This is a genomic window from Micromonospora sp. DT53 (assembly GCF_049841535.1).
Classification (GTDB): domain Bacteria; phylum Actinomycetota; class Actinomycetes; order Mycobacteriales; family Micromonosporaceae; genus Micromonospora.
This window is the reverse complement of the sequence record NZ_JBNCKM010000007.1, coordinates 60,167-81,919: the sequence shown is the minus strand read 5'-3', so window position 1 is coordinate 81,919 and position 21,753 is coordinate 60,167. Positions and strand designations below refer to the sequence as shown.

Sequence of the window (21,753 nt, the reverse complement as noted above, 5' to 3'; positions counted from 1 at the left end):
ACGGGGGGCTCGTAGGAGGCCGCGCGCCGGTCGGGAGTGATCGACAATGGTTGCGTGCCTTCCGGTGTTCTTGCCTACTACAAAGACCTCGCGACCACTGGGCTGCCGGTGGCGATGTGCTGCACGGTGGCACAGCCGCTGGGCGTGGCCCTGACCCTCGAGGATGTGGCGTCCCGCCTTGGTGGCGACCCCGACGATCTTGAAGTGCTTGACCTGTCCGAAGCCTACGAGATCGGCCCGAACGACGGATGGGTCCTGCATCTCGATCAGGTAGGCCCTGCTGTCACCAATCTCGAAAACAACGGCTTCCAAGGAGCCCGCCCGGAGGTGCTGCGAGCGCTCAGCGTCGACGCGAAGGTTCACAGCGCCTGGCGGGAGGAGTGAGACCCGACGCGCTCGACGCCGAGCTTGCTGATCGCTGCGAGCGTCGTACCGGTATCCGTCTTGATTGTGACCAGCGTGCTGAGATGTCGTAGCCGCGGACTAGGCAGTCGCGGCCGGGGCGTACTCGGGCTCGCGGCCCTCGCTCGCATCCGTGGCGTTGGTGCGGTCCGCTGTGGAACGCCGCACCACCAGCGCCAGCCCGACGAGGACGGTCGCGGCTGCGGCCAGCTCCGTCGGGCCGACGGGCTCGTCGAGCAGCAGCCACGCCGCGCTGAGCCCGAAGACCGGCACCAGGAGGCTGAACGGCGCCACTCTCGCGATCGAGTACTGGGTGATCAACCGGTTCCAGATACCGAAGCCGACGAGGGTCGAGACGTACGCGACGTACGCCACGGCTAGCAGCCCGCGCCACGACAGACCGGTGATCGCATCCAGCACCGCCTGTCCGCCGTCGACAACGCCGGCCAGGCCGAGCAGCGGCAACGGCGGCACCAGGCTCGACCAGACCAGCAGTGAGAGCGGGCGCGTCTCGTCGCTGGCCCGCATGACTAGGTTTGCCAGGGCCCAACTGGCCGCCGCGAACAGCGTCAGCACGAAGCCGATCGCGGAGGCGTGGCCGCCGCTGCCGATTGCCAGCATGCCGATCCCGACCGATCCGACCAGCACGCCGGCCACCTGCGCCCGCGCCGGCCGCTCGCCCAGCACCGCCGCCGCCAGCAGCACCGACATCAGGGCCTGCGCCTGCAGCACCAGCGAGGCCAGACCGGCCGACATGCCAGCCGCGAGCGCCGTGAACAGCGCCCCGAACTTCAGGACGCCGAGCACCAGCCCGTAGGCGACCACGTAGCGGAGCCGGGCGCTGGGGCGCGGCACCAGGAAGACCAGCGGCACCGCCGCCGCGACGAAGCGCAGCGCGGTCAGCACGAGCGGCGGCAGGTCGCGTAGGCCCAGCTCGATGGCGACGAAGTTGACGCCCCAGATAGCGGCGACGAGCAGGGCGAGAAGTCGGTGTGATGCTTTCATGCCGGCTACGCTGCCCGAGGCAACGCTTAAGGACCAGTTCAGCGTTCTTCATTGCTGCTGTAGCTTGGCTACATGAATCTTGACGTACGCCGGCTCCGCGTGCTGCACGAGGTCGCGCTGCGCGGCAGCGTCACCGCCGCCGCCGCGGCGCTGCACGTCACTCCGTCGGCGGTCTCCCAGCAGCTCGTCCAGCTGTCCCGAGAGGCCGGGCACGAGCTTGTCGAGCGGGCCGGGCGCGGGATCGTCCTCACCCCGGCCGGCCAGGTTCTGGCCAGCCACGCGAAGGAGGTGCTGGGCGCGGTGGAGCAGGCGGTGGCCGGACTCGCCGCGCTTCGCCACGGCGTCAGCGGTACGGTGCGGGTTGGCGCGTTCGCGTCCGCAGCCGGCGCGCTGGTGGCTCCCTCCGCCGCCCGCCTGCTGGCGAAGCACCCCGAGCTGGACGTGCGGGTGATCGAGGCCGAAGACCAGCAGAGCCGCCTCGACCTGCGCTCCGGCACCCTCGATGTGGCGGTGCTGCAGGAGTACGACCACGTGCCCGCGCCGCTGGTCGACGACCTTGACCGGCATCCGGTCACCACCGACCCGATGCACCTGATCACCCCGGTCGAATGGCGCCGTCGCACCGGACGGCTGAGCGAGCTACGCGACCTGCCATGGATCGCCAGCGCCGAGCACACGCCGTGCCTACGGTCCACATTGCACGCTTGCCGGCTTGCCGGCTTCGAGCCGGACATCCGGCACCGCGCCGTCGACTTCGCGCTCACGCTGGACCTCGTCGCGGCCGGGCTGGGCGCCGCGCTGGTGCCGGAGCTGGCGCTGCGCCACGTGCCACTCGGGGTGCACGTGGAGCCTCTGGTCGAGCCGGTCACCGAGCGACGCATCTTCGCAGTCACTCGCGCCCTCGGCGGCACGCCGCAACGGCCAGCGGTGGACGCCCTTTTGGCAGAGCTAAGCTCGGCCGGCTGCGGGAAAGCGGCGTGATCGCGTAGGCCACGGTCCGGTGGGCCAGTTTTCTCTTCACTCGATCCATCCGCCGAGCTGTTGCTGCGCCTGTGCGACCCTGAGGACCTTCTCGCGGGCATACCGTTCCTGCTGGTCCGGGCTCAGCCGGACGGCCTCCTCTGCCGCGGTGACCGCCTCGCGGATGACCGCCGGATCTTGCGTCCTACGGTGCAGCAGCACGAGCAGACCGGACAGATGGAGCAGGTACTTGCCGCGCTGCTGGGGGTCTCGAGCGGACCCCACCGCATATCGGGCGGGGGCGACAGCTTGCTCGAGCAGCCCGGCGTCGGCGAGCTTTCGCCTTTGATGTTGAGGCACGCCGGCCCCGGCACCGATCGTCGCCCAGGCCCTCGGCTTCCACCACACCACCACCCAACGGCACTACGCCGCCGCCGGCGGAACCTGGAACCGATACGCACCAACGACAGATGGTCAGGCCAGCGGCTGATGAGCGTGCTTGAAGCAGACGGACAGCGATCAGTTACCGTGCCACCATGCAGCGACTGGCGTTGTTCGACCTGGATAACACCCTCATCGATCGCCAGCCAGCGTTCCGCGCATGGGCTGAAGAGTTCGTGACCGATCGCGGGCTTGACGATAAAGCCCTGACCTGGCTGATCGGCACCGACGCACACATGCCAGGCCCCAGAGGCCCCTTCTTCACCGCAGTCCGCGACGAATTCGCTCTCACGCAAGCCGCTGACGATCTCTGGCAGCAGTACCGCCAGCGCATGCCCGAGCTGGTCTCTTGTAGAGCCGAGGACCTCGACGCACTTCGACAACTGAGCTCGGCAGGCTGGCGCATCGGGATCGTGACCAACGGCATGACCGACAACCAGCAGGGAAAGATCCGCCGCACGGGGTTGGACGCGCTCGTTGACGCCTGGTGCATCTCCGACGAAGTAGGCATCCGCAAGCCTGACCCGACGATCTTCCAGATCATCGCTCAACGCTGCGGAGCCCCCACGCAGCACGGTGGATGGATGGTCGGCGACGACCTGACACTCGACATCGCCGGCGGTCAGGGCGCCGGCCTACACACGATCTGGATGCAATCGACCCAGACACCTCAGGAGTTCGTGGGCCCCCGGCCCGACTTCACCACAGCCACCGTGACCGACGCCGTCCGGATCCTCCTCACGCATGATGTACCTTCCGCCTGACGCTGCAGGTACATCTCGATGATCACTGCGCGTGACGATCAAGACTGAACTCGGCCGAATACGCGACAGTCCGATTACTGCGACGCGCTCACCTTCGCCATTGCGGCTCTCGCGTTCACCGGAGTCCGGGTCGCTCCCTCGCCGGCGAAGAGCACCCGCACGAGCATCCTCAACGACCTCCGGGAGGGCTGGACGGAATTCACCGCACGGACCTGGGTCTGGGTGGTAGTGCTGGGCTTCATGATCCTCAACGCGGCCCTCGCTGGCGGCGTGAACGTGCTCGGCCCGGCCGTCGCGGACGAGACAATCGGCCGTAGCGCCTGGGGCGTGGTGCTGGCGGCGGAAACCGCCGGAATGGTCGTGGGCGGGTTGATCGCCCTGCGGATCCGAGTGCGCCGGCTGCTGTTGCTCGGGGTGGCCTGCATGTTCGCCGAGTCGTTCCTGCTGGTGGGGCTGGCCCTGGCACCCACCATCGTCGTGCTGGTGTCGGCCGGAGTGGCGGTCGGCATCGCCGTCGAACAGTTCGCGGTGGCCTGGGACACGTCGATAGCGCAGCACATACCGGCCGACCGACTGCCTCGCGTCTACTCCTACGACATGTTGGGATCCTGGATCGCCATCCCATTCGGCCAGATCGCGGTCGGACCGGTCGCAGCGGCGATCGGCACCCGCGACACCCTGCTGATCCTGGCGACATTGGTGGTGCTCGCCGTCCTCGGCATGCTGGCCAGCCGGGACGTCCGCCGGCTGCAGGCGGTAGCCCCCGCGATCTCCACGGAGCGGCTCGATCCCGAAACCATCGTCGCGATCGCGAGCAGTCCCGGCAGCGGATGGATCCGGGCGCCAGCGTCTCGTGGGTCCGGAACCCGGGCGAGGGCCTGCAGCAACCCTGGCGTGTCCTGTTCCGACAGCGGCAAAATTCGCCGCTGCACCGATCGCGACTCCTGCGCGACGAGGCGCCCTTGACAAACAGCGTAAGGCCCGGCTACCGGAAGACATTGATGGATGTCTTGACTCCATGCGCCGCCCTGCCCATGATTTACTGCGGCGGCGCAGAAGTGAGGGTAAATGTGATGACGCAGGGAGAGCCACCGGCAGGAGGCCCCACATCAGCCATCACTAGCGGCGAGCTTGGACAAACTGGCCGACTCGCGCGCGCCGGTCGAGGCACGAGGGACTGGCTGAGTAGGGCCCATCGGCGGGAACTGAGTATCGCGAGCCTCGGTTCGGTGCTCCTCGCTGTCGCGATGATCTGGCTGATTCCGCCGTACGCGGTTCGCGCGGTGACTGCCGGCGCCAAGACTGTGCCGATCGCCGACCCGGCCCACACCATCGTCGGTGACGTGGGTGACCCGACGGCCCAAGCATGGCTGGTGGGATGGGGTGGCCACGCACTCACCCACGGTCTGCGTGGCCTGTGGGATACCAACGCTTTCTATCCCGACAGGTACGGCCTAGCCCTGAACGACAGCCTGCTCGGCTATGCCCCGGCAGGGCTGATAGGCAGCGGTGTAGTTGGCGCCGTGCTGCGCTACAACATCCTGTTCGTGTTGGCTTTCGCGCTCGCTTTCCTCGGCGGCTACGCGCTCCTGCGCCAGCTTGGCGCGAACAAGGTCGCCGCCGCGGTAGCCGGGGCCGCCCTCGCCTACGCACCCTGGCGCTACGGCCACGACGGCCATTTGAATATTCTCTCCACCGGTGGCATCACTCTGGCCCTGGCGATGCTGGCGCGCGGCCACGGACTCTCGTTCACCCGCGGCTACCTTGCCGAACGAGTTCGGCCGGGCTGGGCGTTCGCTGGCTGGCTGGTTGCGGCCTGGCAGGTCAGCCTAGGCTTCGGCGTGGGGCTGGGGTTCGTGTACGTCCTCGCCGCCCTCTGCCTGATCACATTGATAGCCTGGCTGATCCACCGCCCACGCCTTAGCCCTCGGCTGATCGTCGGTGATCTGATCGGCGGGCTGGTCTTCACCGCGGTGACCGGATACTTCGCCTACGCGTACAAACACGTGCGCGAGCTCAACCCAGATGTCACCCGGGACTGGGACTACGTCGCGCACTTCTCCCCGACACTGCGCGGGCTTCTCGTGGCGCCGCAGTCCTCGCTGCCGTGGGGCACCCTGCACACCGAGGCCCGCACCGCTCTTGGTGACGTACCGACGGAGAAAGTGCTGCTATGCGGGTACGCACTGTATCTACTGGCCTACGCCGGCCTGTTCCTATCCCGCTGGTCACCGGTGCAACGGCTTCTGCTGCTGTCTGGGGCGGTCGTCGGAGTGTTGTTCGCGCTGGGCACGAACGGGCCGATCTACCGCCTGCTCTATCTCTACGTGCCCGGGTTCGATGGATCCCGTACACCAGGCCGGTTGATCTTGTGGCCCACTCTCTGCCTGGCCATCCTCGCGGCCGGCCTGGTTACCCACCTGGCCGAGGTGGCTCGCAGGGGCGCCAAGCCAAAATGGTCGGTGAGAGCGGCACGTCTGCTGACCGTTCCGTTGCTGGTCCTCGTGCTAGCTGAGGGCCTGCCTGACCTGCACCACCCCCAAACCCCAGCCAGACCGGCCGCGATGGCGCTAGCCTCCGCGCACGCTCCCACCATGGTATTGCCGTCCAACGACGGCATCGACCTCCACGTCCTACTCTGGTCGACCGACGGTTTTCCCACCATGGTCAACGGTGCGGCCAGCTACACCACACCCAACCGTCAGGCGATCCGCGACGTTATGGCGACCTTTCCCAGCGAGCCGGCCTTGGATCGGTTGCACCAGCTCGGCATCCGCAGCGTCGTCCTGCTGCGCGACCGGGTCCAAGGCACCCCGTACGAACCACTGCTAAACATCCCCGGCGCACCCGGCATCACCCGCCATGACGTGGGGCCAGACGTGGTTTACACCATCGACACCAACACCAAGAGCCCCTAACTAACCGATGCTGGGCGTCTCCTCGGGACACGAGGATCTGGGCCGAGATCGAACCACTGTTGCCACCCCGACCACCACGCCGGCACCGGTTCCCCGAGCGTAAGCGCCTCGACGACCGCAGAGTGTTGTGCGGAATCCTGTTCATGCTTCACACCGCGATTCCGTGAAGGTTCCTGCCCCAGGAGTTGGAGTTCGGCTTTGGGAAGACCTGCTGGCGCAGGTTGCGGGACTGGAACGACGCCGGCGCATGGCAACGACTGCACGAGATCCTGCTCGGCAGGCTGCGGGCCACCGATCAGCTGGACAAGTCGAGGGCGGCGATCGACGGCTCCCACATCCGGGCGCTCACGGCCCAAAACCGGTCCGAGTCTCCGGCGGTTCGACGCGCTGCTGTGCTGGATGGCGACGCTGGCCGTCGGGTAGATCGGCCTGCCGATGGTCTGATCGAAATGACTCAACGGGACCGGTGCGTCGGTTATTCGGTATCGCCTGGATGGAAACGGATGTCAGGCGGATCAGGGTGATGCTGTAGGCGACGATCCACACGACCCAGATCAGCCAGCCGACAAGGCCGAGGAGACTCACCGTACCGGGGTCGTCGATGACCAGGGGGCTCAGCACGGCCGAGCCGAACTGGAGTGCGGCGGCAAGCAGGCCGATCCCGCTGTGCCAGCGGCGGATCAGGTCGGCGCGTCGGCCGCTGATGGACAGGCCGGTCATTGCCAGTGCCAGGAAGGTGCCGTTGAAGATGAACAGCGCGTTGTGTAGTGCCCAGAGTCCGGCAACCGTGCTGCTGTCCTGCGCGGTCGTTGACGCGAGCGCGAGCCGGGTGGCCATCACGCCGGTGAAGGTGACGTTCTGCATGATCACCCCGGCGAATCCGACCAGGGACCAGGCTGTGCCGTGCTCGCGGTCGGAACGCCACAGCACGGAGACCGCGCCGGCGCCGAACACGGTTGCCAGCACCCAGGCGATCGGGGCGAGTGCTGACGCGAGGCCGACGGCGTCCTGTTGGGTGGTGAAAAACTGGACAACGTCGTTGGTCTCTGCGCCGGTGTGGGGCAGGCCGGCTGGCACCAGGAAGGCGTTGGTGGAGGCAATCAGGATGGCGAAGCCGAGTCCGGCGAGTCCGGCGATCCGCGAGAACATCCAGGTGCTTCCGACGCCGAGTTTACGCAACATATATTCAATATAAGGATCGGAAACCGAAAGAGGCAAGCCATGACCGACGAGTCAGGCAGGCGGAGGTACGAATCACTGCGCCGGGCGGCGCAAGCGGCAGAGACCAGGGGTGAGATCGCCAGCGCCGCTCGTCGACTGTTCCTCTCCCGCGGCTGGGCGGCGACCACGGTACGTGACGTGGCACGGGAGGCCGGGGTCTCGGTGCCGACCGTCTACGCGGTGTACGGGAACAAGACCGGGCTGATCCAAGCCCTGGCCGACGCAGCCGACATCGCCGCGAATCCATCGCAGTCGCTCGCCGAACTGGAAGGGGCCGAGAACGATCCGGTGCGGCAACTCGCGGCGATGGCCGGCTACGACCGGCGCCTCTTCGAGCGCACCGGTGACATCATCGCGCTCGTGCGCGAGGCGGGCCGCACCGAGCCCGAGCTGGCGAACGTCTACCGCGACGGCCGTCAGCGGGGGGACGAAACCAGGATCCAGGTGTTCTCGTCGTGGCCGGGCGGCGTTCTCCGGCAAGGATTGGACGTTCCGTCGGCCGTCGACATCTACGCGGCGATCTGCAACATCGACGTCTACACCACACTGACCGACGAACGCGGCTGGCAACCTGATCAAGTCGAACGCTGGTGGACCGAGGCCTTGGCCCGCGAACTCCTGACCTGACGGGTCATGAGGCGCCTCATGACAGGCCGTCCTGGTACGGAAGACTACGAGGTAGACGACGACCACGAAGGCCACGCCACCTCGTCCCACGGGCACCGCATCCAAAGCCCGGCGGGTACTGGCCGCGATTGACCGTCGGCAAGCCGGTCGCACTCGATCCGGTATCCGCTTCTGCAATCCCCTACACCACAACGGACCCCGGCAACTCACTTCGCGCGGTCAATGGGTAACCAACACTCTCTCAGCCGACCGTGGCGACCGAGAGAGCGACGAGCAGGAAGGCCGCGAGATAGGCCCACGAACGGTATCCCTGAAACCACTCCCAGCGGTTACGGCGCTCTTGCCAGCGCTCCGGAGGGAAATCCTTGTCCCAGCGCAGTGTGGACAGGTTGATCGGCACGTTCACGACCACGGTCGTGACGATGCCCGTGGCCCAGGTCGCGGCCGCAACCCAACGCAACACCTCGGGCAACCCCGCCCCATCAGTGCGGGCCGCGTAGCTGATAGCCAGCACGAGCGAAGCCGTCATCAGCACCGGCATCACAATCCCGAAGGTACGCAGCAGACCCTGTTCGACCAGGATGTGGTCACGCGGCGCCAGACGCTTGACCACCGGATGCACAAAAGCATAGGAGCCGAACTCGGCGCAGGCCGTGAACCCCAGCACCGCGACGGTGGCGAACATCAGCACGTCCATACCCGGTCCTCTCATCGTGCCGGACTGCGCAGTGTCACGCCCATCGGCGAATTGTGCCGCAGCATCCGCGACGTGACACCGCACATGCGATGTTGCTTTCTCTACCTGCGAATCCGGTCCTGACCCGCCGTGCAGGGGAGTAGCGCTTCCGGCCATCCCGGCGTCCGGCGCTCACGCTGATCGGGTATCGGATCTGCCGCGATCCGCACCTAGGCGACCTTGTCCGCGTACGCCTCGAACTGCAGAGCCTCGTATGCCATGAAGTACACAGCAGCCATTGACGTCGGTACGTCCGCGAGGGCAGGCCGCGAGCATTCGTCGACTATCCAAGTCACCGCAAGCGGGGACGGCGGTGCCAGATCCGATGTGCGGATGTTGCCCGCCGGCTACCTCCGGCCGGCTTCTTCTGCAGTTGCGCCCCGCGTGTGGCCGTCACGCTGACTGGCAACATTCGGTTCCACGGTCATAGGCAGGACTGCATCGACGGTCGTGGCCGTCTGTGCACCCAGCGTTCGGCCCCACACGCGGTATCCGGCTGGGCCGGGATGGAAGCGATCCGAGGCGAAGAAGTCGTCTCGTTCGATGGGCAAGTGCCCGACCGGCAGGTGGAACACGCCCGTGTCCCGTCGAGCCAGGCGCGTGAGTTGACGGTCCAGCCGGCGCGCGTGGGTCCCAAGCAGCAGCCGCACCGGCGCAGGCAGGGCGGGAAAGCGGTGCACGGGGGGCAGCCCAGCCAGAAGCACAGGGATCGGGGCACCGAGCCGACGCCGAATCACCGCCACCAGATGCTCGACGTCGCGCCGAAACCGGCCGGGTCGCCGCAACCGGACCGCGTCGTTGACCCCCACAACCACGAGGACCAAGTGTGGGCTCCTGCATAGGGTCTACCTCGACGGCGCAGAGAGCGGCATTCGGAGAGATTTTCATCACGACGCCATAAGGGTAAACCAGGCAGACTTGGGATTCATCAATCATTTCATTGATTCCAAAATTGCGTCGAATATTCGAAACCATTCGGAAATCGTTTATGCAAATCTCGGCGATTCTTCGCTGATTGACCCGCTGGCCCCAATTCCGATTATAAGGAAATACCATAACAAGTGCTGGCTCAACGCCGCAGACGGCCCGATGAGGCCGCCCCACCCACCCACGCTCTGGTTCTTCTATACCCGCAGGTGTCGGAGCTGCGCGCTCTCGTCGAGCAGCAGGCTGAGTAGTTGCGGGTCGGCGGGGGTGTTCCGGGCCTTCGCCCACTACCGGACGACGCACGGCCGGCTACCACCGCCTGTACCCGTACGGCAGAATCCGTCTAGTGAAGTTCAACTTTGACGTCGGTGTCCGGGAGCGGCACGAGGTGACGTTCTCGTTCAGCAAGTTCTGGGGAGGCCTGTCGATCCTGGTAGACGGCCAGCCTGTCCGCCAGGAGCTGCGGGTCCTGTCGGTCGAGCTAGTCAAGCGGTACGAGTTCGTGGTTGGCCAGGAGGAACGTCACTCGGTGCTCATTGAGAAGGAGCGCAAGCTGCTCTTCGCCGGCTTCCGGCCGCAGCAGATCAGGGCTTATGTCGATGGGCATCTGGTCGCCGAGCACACCGCCTGAGCAAGGCCACGCGCCTCCAACACGCCGCCCCCACAGAAGTTGGCGGCTGTAGCACGATGTGTGAGCCGATTTCGGTGGCGGGGGCCATCGGTCGGCGTACACGGGGGCTTGGGTCATGGGTTTTGCAGTCGATGTGGCCGCGCTACGCGGCCTTCCACCGTTGTTCGACCGGCTCGGGGATGACGCCCGCGCCGGGTTGACCTACTTCGATTCGAACACCGCGTTGGAGTACGGGCCGGGTTTCATCAACCGGATCAGCGGCAAGCACGAGAACGCCATGCTGGCCATCCGAGACCTTGTCGAGGACGTCGCGAAGTACACGGCGGCCGACACCGGCGGAACGTTGCGGCAGTCGCTCGACTACTACGAACGCACCGACGCCGCGGCCGCTGAGCGATTGGACCAGGCCTTCCGGCGTGACTGGGCGCTGGACCGCTCCGAGTACGCGGGCTTCTACCGGGACACCGCCTTACCAGCACCGTTCGCCGACCGGACCGACCCGCAGCAACTCCTGCGCGCTGTACCTGACTACGACAAGGACGACGCGTTCCAGTTCGAGCCGCAACTGTGGGACATGGCCAGCCCCACGTCAGCGACCCGGGACGTGATCTGGGGCGCCACCTGGCTTGCCGCCAAGCTGGGCATTTGTGACCGCGCGTACGACCCGTACGAGTCGCTGCTGAAGCCGGTCGCCGGTGACTGGGCCGGGGTGCGAGGCTGCGCGGACGTGTTCGGCAACCTCGCCGCAGCCTTGGCGGGCATGGCAGACAACGTGCGGTGGGGCGCCCTCAGCTCCGAACAGCATTGGCAGGGCAAGGCCGCCACCGCCTTCCAGGCGCATCTGGTCGACTCGGCACGCAAACTCGACACCGCCGGGGGGCCGTTGCTCGCGCTCGCCGCCGAGTACCGCAGGACGGCCGAGGCGATGTTCGAGATCGGCAAGGTCCTTGGATCGCTGCTGTCTGACCTCGTCGACGCCGCCATGATCTTCACGGTGACCGCCAGCACGGCCGTCGCCACGTCGGAGACCGTCATCGGCGGCGTCGTGTTCGGAGCGGCGGCCTTGTACGAGGGTTACAAGATGTGGGACATCTTCAAGGAGGCGCTGGACCTAGTGGGCCGCGCTGACTCGCTGACCAGCGCCTTCACCGCAGCCGTCGGCAACTTCGGTATGGCGGCAGCCGCCCAGGAGTTGCCGGTGCTCGCACCGGCACCCAACGGGATGCCCCACTGATCCCGCCCCAGGTAAGGATGATCCGCGTGAACGACACGACGCACTCCCGACCAGCGGATGTCCTCGCCGCCGTCGACCGCACACCGTACGGTTCCGTCGTGCGCGACGAGGCCCTACGGCGGCAAATGGTCTACGAATCGTTGAGCTCCGGAGCTGACCCCGTCGGCCGGGAGATCGGGCAGCAGTTGCGCGACGGCAGCCTCAGCCCTCGGGAGTTGCTCGCCGCCAGCGACTACCAGGACTTCTTCCGCCAAGCCCGCGCCCAGGCGGAACGACTCGACTTGGACGCCCTGGCCACCGCCGCCCGTGCCGTCGCGACAGGCGACACCTCATCGACGTCCGATGAATGTGCGGCCGCGTCCGACAGCGCGCCCAGCTCGGGCTGGACTTGGACGAACGACGGCGACGAGCCGTCCAGGGAGGACCGATGGCGGTAAGAGCGCGGTCGGAGCGGACCACCCGATTGTTGGGCCGAGGGCTCGTTGCTCTCGGATGTGCGATCGTCGCGTTGTGCCTGGCTCTCATGGGTTACGCCCGCACCGGGGCCGTCGGCACTGGGCACACCTGGGCCGGCACCGGTCCGGCGTACCTCACCAGCGCCGTCCGCGGCGGCACGCACACCTGCACCATCACCCCGATGAGCGGCGACGAGCGGACCGTCGACGTGCCGTCCTGGCCCAGCCGTGGCCCACACATCGACGGCCGTCGGATCAACCCGTGGTTCTCCGGACCGGCCGCGGTCTCTTGCACGGACGACGTGACATTCACGCAGGGCTGGGCCGTACCGTTGTATCCGCTGGTCGAGCAGTGGCTGGTGCTCCTGGCCGGAATTGTGCTGACCCTGGTGGGACTGGACCGGCTTGGCCTGTTCCGCCACACCTCCCGCTACCCCTAACGAACGGCACAAACAGCCACTGGACGTCCGACAAGAGCTAATTACGGCTGACGTCAAGCGGGGCGACCCTCGGCCGACCGCGGCGCCGACGACATCGCGTTCCTGCACTCGGTGCCACACCTGTCCGTACCAGCCCTCGACGACCACCGCATGTACCTATCCGAGACCCGGCTGGAAATCGGCGCGGGCGCCATCACGTTCGAGACGCAACGGTGTGGCTGGGCGGACCTCTGGACCGGCACCACCCGGTGCCCGGTCACCCGCAAGACCATGCCGTGTGGCCGCCTACACCTATACCCAACGCTGAACCCGCGCAGCTTCAGCCGACAGAAGGCCGCCACGACCGCGATGTTCCCCTGCGGTCCACGCCCTCACCTGGACCACCTAATCGAGGGCATCCTGCACGGAACGTGGCTGCCCTACCGGCACCGCGACCGGGTCAGCTGGATCCCCGCCGACGCACACACCACGGTCACCACCGAACGGGGCGGGACCATCGAGCTGGCCGAAACCGCAAGCGACCCCCGCCGCGACGAGACAGCCGATCGTGCCTGCGAACGGCGATACGGCCCGGGCATCGCGCAGGCCGAAGCACCCGAGGCGGAAAGCCTGCCCCTGTGCTGCGGTAGGAAACCACCCGGACGAGCCGGTCAGCCGCTGGTTCTCGCCTGCCAGCTCTGCAACAACTCCCCTACCTACTGGCGCAGAGACGAGATCGACGGGAAACGGTCCAGCGCCCACCTGTGATCGGGCCGCCAGACCGGGAAGGGCTGGGAGAGGTGGCCGGGCTGCGAGTCAGCACCCCTGCAAACTTTCCAATCGCTGAATGTCATACGCCGCCGCTACCCTCTCGCGTCATGCGGTGGTCGAAGTTCGCCGGATCCAACGGTCGATACGCCCCCGGCTGGTGCACGCCGATGTGCCCGCAGCCCGGGCCGATGCGTCGGCAGCCGGTCGATAGGTGTGACCGGCGATTTTGGCCTCCCGCCTGGCGATGCGGCGATGACCTTGCGTAAGCGCCCCGGTGGGCCGTCCGGATTCCGACGGCCCACCGGGGGTACGACGGGTCAGAGGCGGCCGGCCGGTTCCGGGCGCGCATCCGGCTTGATCAGCGCCGGGAGCTTACGCTCGAATCGGTTGAAGAGATTCAGCGACGGCAGGATGGGCCGGGTGCCCGTGGCCTGCTGGGCGACCTGGGCGCCCCAGACCGAGGCCCGCAGGCGCTGGTTCGGGGTGCCGTGGTGTCCGGGGTCGTCGAAGAAGCAGTCGCCGACCTCGTAGAAGGTTTGCTGCGCCTGGTGGATCTGGACTCCGTTGAAGTTGAGCCCGCGCTGGTGGGTGACGAAGTAGGTACCGAAGGCGTCGGCCATCAGTTCGGTGCGGCGGGTCGCCTCGGCGCCGGTCAACGGGCTGTCGAGCAGGCCCTGTTCGAATTGAACGTGGTGGGCCATCTCGTGGGCGAGGATCGCGCGCGTGCCGGCTGTTCCCAGGCCGAGTGCGCCGATCGCGGTGAGCATGCCCTCGCCGTAGACGACCTTGTCCGGGACGTCACGCAGCAGCGGGTCGGTCTCACCCTCGGTGGTGAAGGCGAAGGCGTTCAGGGTGAAGATCGGGTTGCGTCCTCCGTCGAGCGCGGGGACGGAGTCGATGATGGCCATGATCTCGGCTGCGACGGCCGCCGCCTGATCCTCGTCCACTCCCCAGATGAAGGAGACCATGCGAGCCACTCGCGCGGGGTCCTGCAGCATGTCGTTCTGCATGGCCATGAGCTTGACGTCGAACAGGTCGACGTCCCAGAACTGCTGTGCGTCCTTGAAGGTCCGCTTCAACGTGCTCTTGTGGCTGGCGGGCAGGCCGTAGTCCGCCTCGTTGTTGGGCTGGCCGTAGATGAGCGCGTCGTAGGCCGCGTAATCCAGGACGCCAAAGATCAACAGAACCAGCAGGGTGTCCAGGTCGACGCCTTCGAGCAGGCCCTGGGTGTACGTGGTGAACTGGGTGTCCTGGCACTGGTAGAGCGACGGGTCGATCGCGTCCGCGGCCAACTCCTGCACGAGGGACGGTTTCAGGCCCATCCTCTCCCGCTTGTCGGCAAGCATGGCCTGCCAGTTCTCCGGTAGCAGCGCGGCGATGGCGGCAATGCGTGCCTGGGTCTCCGGGTCCGCAGCAGCGCGGGCGCTCGCGAAGTCGAACCGCGGCGGGGCGACGACGCCCCCGCCTGCGCTGACGCTCGCGCGGGGCGCCGCGTGGACGGGCCCCGGGGTCAGTCCCAGGCCGAGGACGATTGCCGCCAGCAGTGCGGGGATCCGTCGCCTCATGCACGCTCCTCGTTGTCCTGCGAGCCTCAGGTGGTAGGCCTCGATCAACTATTCCCTAGCGGCATTGAAACACATGGGTGCATAGCTGCGCACCCTCCGAAATCAGCTCGTCCCGCAGTCGAGGAGTGCGGGCACCCACACCTCCGGCCGCAGATAGAGCTGGGCGGCTTACTCAGGCAGTACGGCCGCAGCTCTCGATCTCGCAGCGGGGATGCATCCCACTGACCGCCAGTAAACGCCGAGAGGTCAACCAATCCGGCGCGGGGTTGCTGGCCGGCTCCAGCGCCTGACATGATCCGGGCATGATCGAAAGAATTGGATCCTCCGTCCGCCGGTGAGCGTGACACCCGAGCCTGGACTGCTCGGACCCCACATGTCGTTATTTGATCATGCGTTGCGGATGCATCGCGAGGATCCCTACGCGCCTCTTCTCCGTGACGGTGAGCCGTATCCGGATGATGGACAGCACCGAGGCCGGAAGTCCCGTCCTCGCGAGCCGGAGGATCGGCGCCGCAGCGGTGCTGATGTCGCCGCCGTTTTGGACACGCATTTCGCCGATCCGTCCGCCGTTCCAGGCGATCTTGCCCGGGTGTTCCATGACATCTATGTTCCGATCCATCCCAATGAACACATCATGGCTGCGGCCTGCAGAGTGGACGCCGAACGTGTTCGAGCGACCGGTCGCTGGCTTGTCCAGCACGCGACCGATCGCTGCGCTGCGACTGTTGGTCTGGCGTTGCTGACCACCGTGTGGGATGAGGACGACATCGAGTTGATCAAAACGATCGGGTTGCTGTCAGGCCGCTTCGGCCCACTGGCCGCCCGCGCGCTCGAACGGCGGTCGTGGTGCGGCGGCTCGGACGCATTGCTGTGGCTGGCCGAGCGGGTCACGGGCTGGGGACGGGTCTATGTCGTGGAGTCCCTGTGCACGATCGGCAGCACCGCAGCGCGTCCGTGGATGCTGCGACGCGCCTGTGATGGCGACTACCTCAACCGCTACTTCGCCGGCGAGGTCGCCACGGCGGCGCACCTGCAAGAGGCGATCACCGCGGCGAACCCGGACAGCGAGTTGGTCGATCACACCGGCCTGCTGCTGACCATCATGGCTGACAGCGCCGGCACGGGCATCACGCTCGAGCACTACCCGCCCGCCTCCGCCGTTCTCGAGGCCCACTGCGAACACGCCGGCCGCCTAGAGCCGTCGGTAGAGCGTTTCGTCATCGCCGCGCAACTGGCTGCGCATTTACACCAGCCAGCGGCGGAACGAATAGCTTGGCCCGAGGGCGGACGAGAGCGCGTTCTGAGCGGCTACCTTTCCCTGCTCGATCGCGACGACTGGTGCACGGTCGCTCGCGCTGGGCTGACCGCTGGTGATCACCGTGTTACCTGGCTTGCCGAAGCGCTGGCACCAAGCCTTGGGCTCCGAGCGTTCACCGTGAACGACGAGTAGCGTCCGGAGGTAAGGCCGGCGGGGAGCACGTTCGCGGTCTCTGCCGGCCTGCCGCCGGTCGTCCTCTTGATGGCCCTGTGGCATGGGGCTACAAGCGGTGGCACCACTCCAAATCACTATCACGATGGCGGCGGTCGGTCATGGAGCTGCCAACACCGCAAAACCAAGGCATCCCCGGGTCCGTTTGATGACTACACGATTACTCGCGGCGGTGGCCATGCGTAACTTCACGGGATGCAGCCGAATCATTTACCCACCGAGCAGACTCCTCGGCCCCCACTGGGGTCTGTCCAATCCGGTGCCCCCACGGGGCCTGTCCATCCCGACGAGCCGACCCGCCCGCCACGGGACGCCACCGCTGACCCTGCACGGACGCAACTATCAGCACCGGTCCCGGATCAGGCACTGTCCGCGCGCCTGGCGCACTGGTTCGCGGCCGAGCAGGTGGTCGCCGATGTCGTGAGAGTCATCGAAACCAGATACGCCATGCCACTGACGGTGGGTCTTCTCCACACGCCCGTCGGCAGCGACCACGTGCCGGGCACCAACACCATCGTCCTGTCCCCGAAGTACGCCGCGCCGGAGCTCGTCGCCGTCGCGGACAAGCTGATCCTGTACCGATTGGCCACAGCATTCGAGCACCTCGGCGTGGACACACTCACCGAGGAGGCGCTTCTGAGGCACAACGAGGTTCAACAACAGCTGTGGGTGTTGGCCAATCCGCCTCCTAAGCCGCCGTCCGCGGACGTCTACCGGTTCTACCACGGCACCAACCGGTGCAACTATTACGGCGACGGCATCCAGGCCACGGGGCTGATGCCGGGCAAAGCCGGCAGCGACATCGGTTGCAAGCGCTGGGAGAATCACGACGTCGCCAGCGAGAGCAAGGACAAGGGCTGGAACACCGTCACCCTCGACTTCAACCTGGCACTGTCCTACGCCCGGCAGCACACCGAATGGGCCATGGGGAAAAAACGCGGCGAGCCAACCCTGCGCGACGTCGCCGACGAGGGCGGGATCGTCCTCGCCTTCGACATGCCGAAAAGCGCCCTCGACGGCAACGACGCGTGGCGACACGACCACAGCGGCGACTCGAACAACTTCCAGACCAAGGAAGAGATACCGGCGAGGAGAATCCGGGTGGTGGAGGAGCTGGGTATCCCAGGGCCGTTGAAGGCCGTCGCGCCACCGCCGATTTCCACCCCGGCCCCGAAGGCGGCGAGCAACTCGGCGGCGGGCGCCGGGCGACGCCGCGACGTAGGAGCGCCAACCGGGAGTTGACCTCGTTCTTTATCTGACGCGAGCTGAGACGCTCAGGGCTTGGGCACCATTTGGAGGACGCTCTCCCCATTGGCCCTCGCGGCGCCGGCATGGAGGCGGCCAGGTTGCAGTAACCCGGCACCAGGTTGATGAGTCGATGGAATATGGGCGGCGTCTACCCCGCTTCCGCGGAGGCACACCAAACCTGGGCAGTACCGCCTGCAATGAACATGCGAGACTCCGACGACAGCGCGTGCGGGCCGTGGGGCATCCGGTCGCCGGGCTCGCCCTCGTGGCACCATGTTGCGCTATGGATCATCAGGGGCAGTTTCGTCGTGCAGCGCTCGCGTTGGGCATCCCGGACGACGAGGTCAGCCGGTTCATCCAGCACCTCCGTTTGTCGATCCGGTTGAGCGGGGGATCCGGCGGTGTTCCGGTCGGGCAGTTCGGTGGGTTGCCCCGGCTGCCGGTGGGCATGGACTGGCCGTCCGACGGGGTCAGTCCGTTGCCGTTCATCTTCTCGGTCGACTGTGCGGCGCTGCCAAGAGTCGATGGCTTCGGCCTGCCGGCAGACGGCTCGCTGCTGTTCTTCCTGAACCACGAGCAGGCCGCTGCCACCGGGGAGCGGAGGTACGGGCGAGTCGTGTATGTGCCGGCCGGTACCGATACCGAGATGGCGGCAGAATCCACCGACGACGCGTTCGTCGGCGAGCAGTACGAGGTCGGCGCCACGCTGCGCGCGGAGTTCCCCGATTGGTTCGGGGGGGACGACGAGGACGAGGAGGACGAGGACGACCTGTCGCCCTTCCAGCAGCAGTTGGCCCGTGACCTCGAGCGTGACCTGCCGCACCTTGACGAGCTCTGTGCTCTGGCCAACGATCTCTGGCCGTCTGACGACGGGTACGCCAGCGCCTATCTCGGCGGGTATGCCGACGAGGAGGTAATCAAGAGTTTCGCGGAGCAGACCCTCGCGTGGCGCGAGAAGACCGGCGAGATCGTCATCCCGGTCGCGAAATGGTATTCCCATGTGGAGAAGGAGACGCACCGGCTGACGAGTGAGTGGGTGTCGCTCGCCCGCTTTCCTGTGGACAGCGAGCTCTATTACCGCAGTGACGGGGGTTTCGTGATTCGCCACGACGACCTGGCCGTTGGTCGGCTGGACGAAGCACTTCCCGTGGCTGAGTTGATTCCATAGAACACCGGCGGCGCCGTGTACGGCCACGATCTGCGTTGCCGGCGATGCCGACGTCAATTGCTGGGCATCCGCTATTACCGATGTGCGGCCGTTCACATGGGTGGCGTAGCGGCCTCGGGAGCAAGTGCATGAGAGCATAAAGATCATGGAGGTCAGGACCGGAACCCCACAGGACGCCTTACTTGTCGCAAGCCTGCACACCGATAGTTGGCAGGCAGCGTATGCCGGCCTGATGCCAGCTAGCTATTTGGACGGCCCGCTGCGGGATCAGCAGGCAGACATGTGGAAGAGCCGACTGGCGTCCTCAACTCAGCGCGACGGCGACGCGGATGGCGGCCACCTGCTCATCGCCGAGCACGGCATCGACCTACTCGGCTTCGCCTACCTCATCCCCGGCCATGACGGACGGATCCTGCTCGACAACCTGCACATCGATCCGGCACAGACCGGCGGTGGTATCGGAGGCTGCTTGCTACGCCACGCCTTTGCCTGGGCGGCTACCACCCACCCTGGCCAACCCGTGTATCTGGAAGTGCTACGCGACAACGCCCGAGCGATAGCCTTCTACACCAAGGCTGGCGGGCACGCCACAGCGGCCCGCATGGTGCGCTTCCCCGCAGGGTTCGAGTTGCCCGAGATCGAATACACCTGGGATGCAGACGCCATCAGTGCCTACACTGCAGCCCACTGAGAGGCCCCGGAGCGAAGCCATCGGGCGCGCCTGCCAGCGGTGACCTGTCACGCTCGGTGGTCGGCCCGCATGCCGGGCGACGTCCTGAACTGGCCGAGATGAGTGCGCCCCAGTGGGAGCGGGCTGCACATCGTCGCTATGGTCGGTGTCGTGGAGACACTGGGCCGACTTGCCGGAGTCACGGTCGACTGCCGGGATCCGCAGCGACTGGCTGACTTCTGGTCCGTGGTGCTTGGAGGACGCGTGACGGAGTCTCTTCCCGGCTGGCGGCGCGTCACTGTCGCCGGGGGCGGCCCGGTGCTGACATTCCAGCCGGTCCCGGAGCCCAAGGCCGGCAAGACGCGACTACACCTCGACATCGCCGTTACCGACGTTGACGAAGCGGTCGATCGGATCGGGATGTTGGGCGGGCGGTGGACAGGTGAACGGCATGACTACCAAGAGGGCGCAGTCCTCGTCATGACCGACCCGGAGGACAACGAGTTCTGCGTCGTGCAGTACTACCGGGTGTGATCTGGTCAGGCTTTCGGCCGAGCATCCGAAACCTGCTGATGGCGTCGTACGCACCGTCGTCGCTGCACACTGATCACAAGCGGCCGCGAGAGCGCGGAGCCGTCGACACGCTCTTCTAGTACGGCAGCCGCCGTTCGAGATGTCGCTGCTCTGATGGGGTGGGCGCGAGGCGGCCACCGTGTGATCGTCTGTGTGTTGTGGACACAACTTCAGATCTTGCGCTGGCCGCGTGCCACAGCGTAGCGGTTGGTCGGTGGGAGCGGGTGCTGGCCGAGGTGCTGGGTTGCTTCGCGGGCCGGTTCGGGCGGGTGGAGCCACGTCGGGCGGCGGGACAGTTCGTGACCGGGCTGCTCTCCGATTGTGAGGTCAAGACGTGCTGGCAGTTGGCCGAGCAGGCCGGGCATGCCCGGCCGGATGCGATGCAGCGGCTGTTGTAGCGGGCGGTGTGGGACGCCGACGCCGTCCGCGACGACCTGCGGCAACTGATCACCGGCCGGTTCGGTGGTCCGGATGCGGTCCTGGTCGTTGACGACACCGGTGACCTGAAGAAGGGCGTTCACACGGTCGGGGTGCAGCGGCAGTACACCGGCACCGCGGGGCGGATCGAGAACAGCCAGGTCGGGGTGTTCCTGGGCTACGCCGGCGTCGATGGGCACACCCTGATCGATCGGCGGGTGTATCTGCCGGCGTCGTGGACCGAGGACCGGGACCGCTGCGCGGCTGCTGGCGTGCCCGACGAGGTCGGGTTCGCCACCAAGCCCGAGCTGGCCGCCGAGATGATCACCGCCGCGCTGGACGCCGGAGTGCCGGCCGGCTGGGCCGCCGCGGACGAGGCTTACGGCAACAGCAGTGTCTTCCGCGCTGGCCTGCGCGAACACGAGATCGGCTATGTCTTGGCGGTGTCCCGCAGCCACCTGGTCCCGCTCGACGGCGGCAAGACCCGCGTCCGCGCCGACCGGATCGCGGCTGACCTGCCCGCCTCGGCATGGCAACGCCGATCGGCCGGCGCCGGGTCCAAGGGCCCGCGCTTCTACGACTGGGCCTGGCTCGACGACGTCTGCACCGACGCCGACCCCGACGACGACGGCCGACACAGCCTCTTGATCAGAAAGAACACCACCACTGGTGAGCTGGCCTTCTACTGCTGCTGGACCCCCAGACCGGCCACCCTCGCCCAACTCGTCCGCGTCGCCGGCATCCGCTGGACCGTCGAAGAAGCCTTCCAGGCCGCCAAGAGCCAGATCGGCCTGGACCAGTACCAGGTCCGCCGCTGGGACTCCTGGCACCGCTTCACCACCCTCGCCCTGGCCGCCCTCGCCGTCCTGGCGATCTGCGCCGCCGACGCGGCCCGCCACGACCCTGCCGACACCGGACTGATCAAGCTGACGGTCAATGAGGCCCGCCGCCTGATCAATACCTGCATCATCCGCCCGATCAGCGACCTCGCCCACCGTTTGCACTGGTCACAGTGGCGGCACCGGCATCAAGCCCAAGCCCGACGATCCCACTACACACGCCGCCTCAACCTCGTCACCAGTGGTTGTCCTTCGTCGTTCCGGATCGGCTTC

Annotated in this window: 23 protein-coding genes and 1 pseudogene; 17 read left to right on the top strand and 7 right to left on the bottom strand. The window is 66.9% G+C overall.

Going from position 1 to position 21,753, the window contains the following annotated elements; translation table 11 throughout:
* Positions 1-54: 54 nt before the first annotated feature.
* Positions 55-384: a hypothetical protein gene (locus ACLQ3B_RS22260; protein WP_425782615.1), complete on the top strand. Its 330-nt coding sequence runs from the start codon at positions 55-57 to the stop codon at positions 382-384.
* 99 nt (positions 385-483) lie between these two features.
* On the opposite strand, the gene ACLQ3B_RS22255 is transcribed toward ACLQ3B_RS22260, so the two are convergent.
* Positions 484-1,407, bottom strand: coding sequence for an EamA family transporter (locus ACLQ3B_RS22255; protein ID WP_425782614.1), 924 nt, complete (start codon positions 1,405-1,407; stop codon positions 484-486).
* A 72-nt stretch (positions 1,408-1,479) separates the two neighbouring features.
* Here ACLQ3B_RS22255 and ACLQ3B_RS22250 point away from each other — a divergent pair, with 72 nt between their 5' ends.
* A complete protein-coding gene (locus ACLQ3B_RS22250) occupies positions 1,480-2,388 on the top strand; it encodes a LysR substrate-binding domain-containing protein (RefSeq protein WP_425782613.1) in 909 nt (302 codons plus the stop codon).
* Between the two features lie 36 nt (positions 2,389-2,424).
* Here the strand turns inward: ACLQ3B_RS22250 and ACLQ3B_RS22245 are convergent, their stop codons facing one another.
* Positions 2,425-2,781 carry a hypothetical protein gene (locus ACLQ3B_RS22245; RefSeq protein ID WP_425782612.1) on the bottom strand — a complete coding sequence of 119 codons (357 nt, stop codon included), beginning with the start codon at positions 2,779-2,781 and terminating at the stop codon, positions 2,425-2,427.
* Between the two features lie 122 nt (positions 2,782-2,903).
* On the opposite strand from ACLQ3B_RS22245, the gene ACLQ3B_RS22240 reads away from it, so the two are divergent.
* From ACLQ3B_RS22240 to ACLQ3B_RS22230, 3 genes are all read left to right on the top strand, one after another.
* Positions 2,904-3,572: an HAD family hydrolase gene (locus ACLQ3B_RS22240; protein WP_425782611.1), complete on the top strand. Its 669-nt coding sequence runs from the start codon at positions 2,904-2,906 to the stop codon at positions 3,570-3,572.
* A 222-nt stretch (positions 3,573-3,794) separates the two neighbouring features.
* Positions 3,795-4,538: a hypothetical protein gene (locus ACLQ3B_RS22235; RefSeq protein ID WP_425782610.1), complete on the top strand. Its 744-nt coding sequence runs from the start codon at positions 3,795-3,797 to the stop codon at positions 4,536-4,538.
* Between the two features lie 263 nt (positions 4,539-4,801).
* Positions 4,802-6,490 carry a hypothetical protein gene (locus tag ACLQ3B_RS22230; protein ID WP_425782609.1) on the top strand — a complete coding sequence of 563 codons (1,689 nt, stop codon included), beginning with the start codon at positions 4,802-4,804 and terminating at the stop codon, positions 6,488-6,490.
* A gap of 345 nt (positions 6,491-6,835) precedes the next feature.
* Here ACLQ3B_RS22230 and ACLQ3B_RS22225 read toward each other — a convergent pair whose 3' ends face one another.
* Positions 6,836-7,672, bottom strand: coding sequence for a hypothetical protein (locus tag ACLQ3B_RS22225; RefSeq protein ID WP_425782608.1), 837 nt, complete (start codon positions 7,670-7,672; stop codon positions 6,836-6,838).
* Positions 7,673-7,711: 39 nt separating this feature from the next.
* Between ACLQ3B_RS22225 and ACLQ3B_RS22220 the strand changes: the two genes are divergently transcribed.
* Positions 7,712-8,338, top strand: coding sequence for a TetR/AcrR family transcriptional regulator (locus ACLQ3B_RS22220; RefSeq protein ID WP_425782607.1), 627 nt, complete (start codon positions 7,712-7,714; stop codon positions 8,336-8,338).
* Positions 8,339-8,579: 241 nt separating this feature from the next.
* Here ACLQ3B_RS22220 and ACLQ3B_RS22215 read toward each other — a convergent pair whose 3' ends face one another.
* Together ACLQ3B_RS22215 and ACLQ3B_RS22210 are read right to left on the bottom strand one after the other, a co-directional pair.
* Positions 8,580-9,035, bottom strand: a complete 456-nt coding sequence (locus ACLQ3B_RS22215; protein WP_425782606.1) for an anthrone oxygenase family protein — start codon at positions 9,033-9,035, stop codon at positions 8,580-8,582.
* Positions 9,036-9,421: 386 nt separating this feature from the next.
* Positions 9,422-9,898 (bottom strand): GDSL-type esterase/lipase family protein, encoded by a 477-nt coding sequence (locus ACLQ3B_RS22210; RefSeq protein ID WP_425782605.1) that lies wholly within the window; start codon positions 9,896-9,898, stop codon positions 9,422-9,424.
* A gap of 449 nt (positions 9,899-10,347) precedes the next feature.
* Between ACLQ3B_RS22210 and ACLQ3B_RS22205 the strand changes: the two genes are divergently transcribed.
* The 5 genes from ACLQ3B_RS22205 to ACLQ3B_RS22185 all read left to right on the top strand — a co-directional run bounded on the left by ACLQ3B_RS22205 (position 10,348) and on the right by ACLQ3B_RS22185 (position 13,508).
* Positions 10,348-10,632, top strand: a complete 285-nt coding sequence (locus tag ACLQ3B_RS22205; RefSeq protein ID WP_425688972.1) for a hypothetical protein — start codon at positions 10,348-10,350, stop codon at positions 10,630-10,632.
* A 115-nt stretch (positions 10,633-10,747) separates the two neighbouring features.
* A complete protein-coding gene (locus ACLQ3B_RS22200) occupies positions 10,748-11,866 on the top strand; it encodes a hypothetical protein (RefSeq protein WP_425782604.1) in 1,119 nt (372 codons plus the stop codon).
* Between the two features lie 26 nt (positions 11,867-11,892).
* Positions 11,893-12,303, top strand: a complete 411-nt coding sequence (locus ACLQ3B_RS22195; RefSeq protein ID WP_425782603.1) for a hypothetical protein — start codon at positions 11,893-11,895, stop codon at positions 12,301-12,303.
* The gene (locus ACLQ3B_RS22190; RefSeq protein ID WP_425782602.1) at positions 12,294-12,761 is read left to right on the top strand and encodes a hypothetical protein; all 468 of its coding nucleotides are present in this window, start codon (positions 12,294-12,296) and stop codon (positions 12,759-12,761) included. The genes ACLQ3B_RS22195 and ACLQ3B_RS22190 overlap by 10 nt, the downstream gene beginning before the upstream one ends.
* 150 nt (positions 12,762-12,911) lie before the next feature.
* Positions 12,912-13,508 (top strand): hypothetical protein, encoded by a 597-nt coding sequence (locus ACLQ3B_RS22185; protein WP_425782601.1) that lies wholly within the window; start codon positions 12,912-12,914, stop codon positions 13,506-13,508.
* A gap of 320 nt (positions 13,509-13,828) precedes the next feature.
* Here the strand turns inward: ACLQ3B_RS22185 and ACLQ3B_RS22180 are convergent, their stop codons facing one another.
* Together ACLQ3B_RS22180 and ACLQ3B_RS22175 are read right to left on the bottom strand one after the other, a co-directional pair.
* A complete protein-coding gene (locus ACLQ3B_RS22180; RefSeq protein ID WP_425782600.1) occupies positions 13,829-15,124 on the bottom strand; it encodes a hypothetical protein in 1,296 nt (431 codons plus the stop codon).
* A 331-nt stretch (positions 15,125-15,455) separates the two neighbouring features.
* Complete coding sequence (locus ACLQ3B_RS22175) at positions 15,456-15,674, bottom strand: hypothetical protein (RefSeq protein WP_425782599.1); 219 nt, start codon at positions 15,672-15,674, stop codon at positions 15,456-15,458.
* Between ACLQ3B_RS22175 and ACLQ3B_RS22170 the strand changes: the two genes are divergently transcribed.
* The 6 genes and pseudogenes from ACLQ3B_RS22170 to ACLQ3B_RS22145 form a co-directional block, all read left to right on the top strand.
* Positions 15,666-16,526, top strand: coding sequence for a hypothetical protein (locus tag ACLQ3B_RS22170; RefSeq protein WP_425782598.1), 861 nt, complete (start codon positions 15,666-15,668; stop codon positions 16,524-16,526). The genes ACLQ3B_RS22175 and ACLQ3B_RS22170 overlap by 9 nt on opposite strands.
* Positions 16,527-17,012: 486 nt before the next feature.
* Positions 17,013-17,807: a hypothetical protein gene (locus ACLQ3B_RS22165; protein WP_425782597.1), complete on the top strand. Its 795-nt coding sequence runs from the start codon at positions 17,013-17,015 to the stop codon at positions 17,805-17,807.
* Between the two features lie 289 nt (positions 17,808-18,096).
* Complete coding sequence (locus ACLQ3B_RS22160; RefSeq protein ID WP_425782596.1) at positions 18,097-18,981, top strand: DUF1963 domain-containing protein; 885 nt, start codon at positions 18,097-18,099, stop codon at positions 18,979-18,981.
* A 145-nt stretch (positions 18,982-19,126) separates the two neighbouring features.
* A complete protein-coding gene (locus ACLQ3B_RS22155) occupies positions 19,127-19,672 on the top strand; it encodes a GNAT family N-acetyltransferase (RefSeq protein ID WP_425782595.1) in 546 nt (181 codons plus the stop codon).
* Between the two features lie 138 nt (positions 19,673-19,810).
* Complete coding sequence (locus ACLQ3B_RS22150) at positions 19,811-20,185, top strand: VOC family protein (RefSeq protein WP_110565188.1); 375 nt, start codon at positions 19,811-19,813, stop codon at positions 20,183-20,185.
* Between the two features lie 278 nt (positions 20,186-20,463).
* Positions 20,464-21,537, top strand: a pseudogene (locus ACLQ3B_RS22145) (IS701 family transposase); the annotation flags it as partial.
* Positions 21,538-21,753 lie beyond the last annotated feature (216 nt).

Coding starts and splice junctions, on each gene's coding strand:
- ACLQ3B_RS22255 (WP_425782614.1), bottom strand. CDS start 1,407: ATGAAAGCATCACACCGACTTCTCGCCCTGCTCGTCGCCGCTATCTGG.
- ACLQ3B_RS22250 (WP_425782613.1), top strand. CDS start 1,480: ATGAATCTTGACGTACGCCGGCTCCGCGTGCTGCACGAGGTCGCGCTG.
- ACLQ3B_RS22240 (WP_425782611.1), top strand. CDS start 2,904: ATGCAGCGACTGGCGTTGTTCGACCTGGATAACACCCTCATCGATCGC.
- ACLQ3B_RS22225 (WP_425782608.1), bottom strand. CDS start 7,672: ATGTTGCGTAAACTCGGCGTCGGAAGCACCTGGATGTTCTCGCGGATC.
- ACLQ3B_RS22220 (WP_425782607.1), top strand. CDS start 7,712: ATGACCGACGAGTCAGGCAGGCGGAGGTACGAATCACTGCGCCGGGCG.
- ACLQ3B_RS22215 (WP_425782606.1), bottom strand. CDS start 9,035: ATGGACGTGCTGATGTTCGCCACCGTCGCGGTGCTGGGGTTCACGGCC.
- ACLQ3B_RS22200 (WP_425782604.1), top strand. CDS start 10,748: ATGGGTTTTGCAGTCGATGTGGCCGCGCTACGCGGCCTTCCACCGTTG.
- ACLQ3B_RS22190 (WP_425782602.1), top strand. CDS start 12,294: ATGGCGGTAAGAGCGCGGTCGGAGCGGACCACCCGATTGTTGGGCCGA.
- ACLQ3B_RS22185 (WP_425782601.1), top strand. CDS start 12,912: ATGTACCTATCCGAGACCCGGCTGGAAATCGGCGCGGGCGCCATCACG.
- ACLQ3B_RS22175 (WP_425782599.1), bottom strand. CDS start 15,674: ATGGAACACCCGGGCAAGATCGCCTGGAACGGCGGACGGATCGGCGAA.
- ACLQ3B_RS22165 (WP_425782597.1), top strand. CDS start 17,013: ATGCCACTGACGGTGGGTCTTCTCCACACGCCCGTCGGCAGCGACCAC.
- ACLQ3B_RS22160 (WP_425782596.1), top strand. CDS start 18,097: ATGGATCATCAGGGGCAGTTTCGTCGTGCAGCGCTCGCGTTGGGCATC.
- ACLQ3B_RS22155 (WP_425782595.1), top strand. CDS start 19,127: ATGGAGGTCAGGACCGGAACCCCACAGGACGCCTTACTTGTCGCAAGC.
- ACLQ3B_RS22150 (WP_110565188.1), top strand. CDS start 19,811: ATGGTCGGTGTCGTGGAGACACTGGGCCGACTTGCCGGAGTCACGGTC.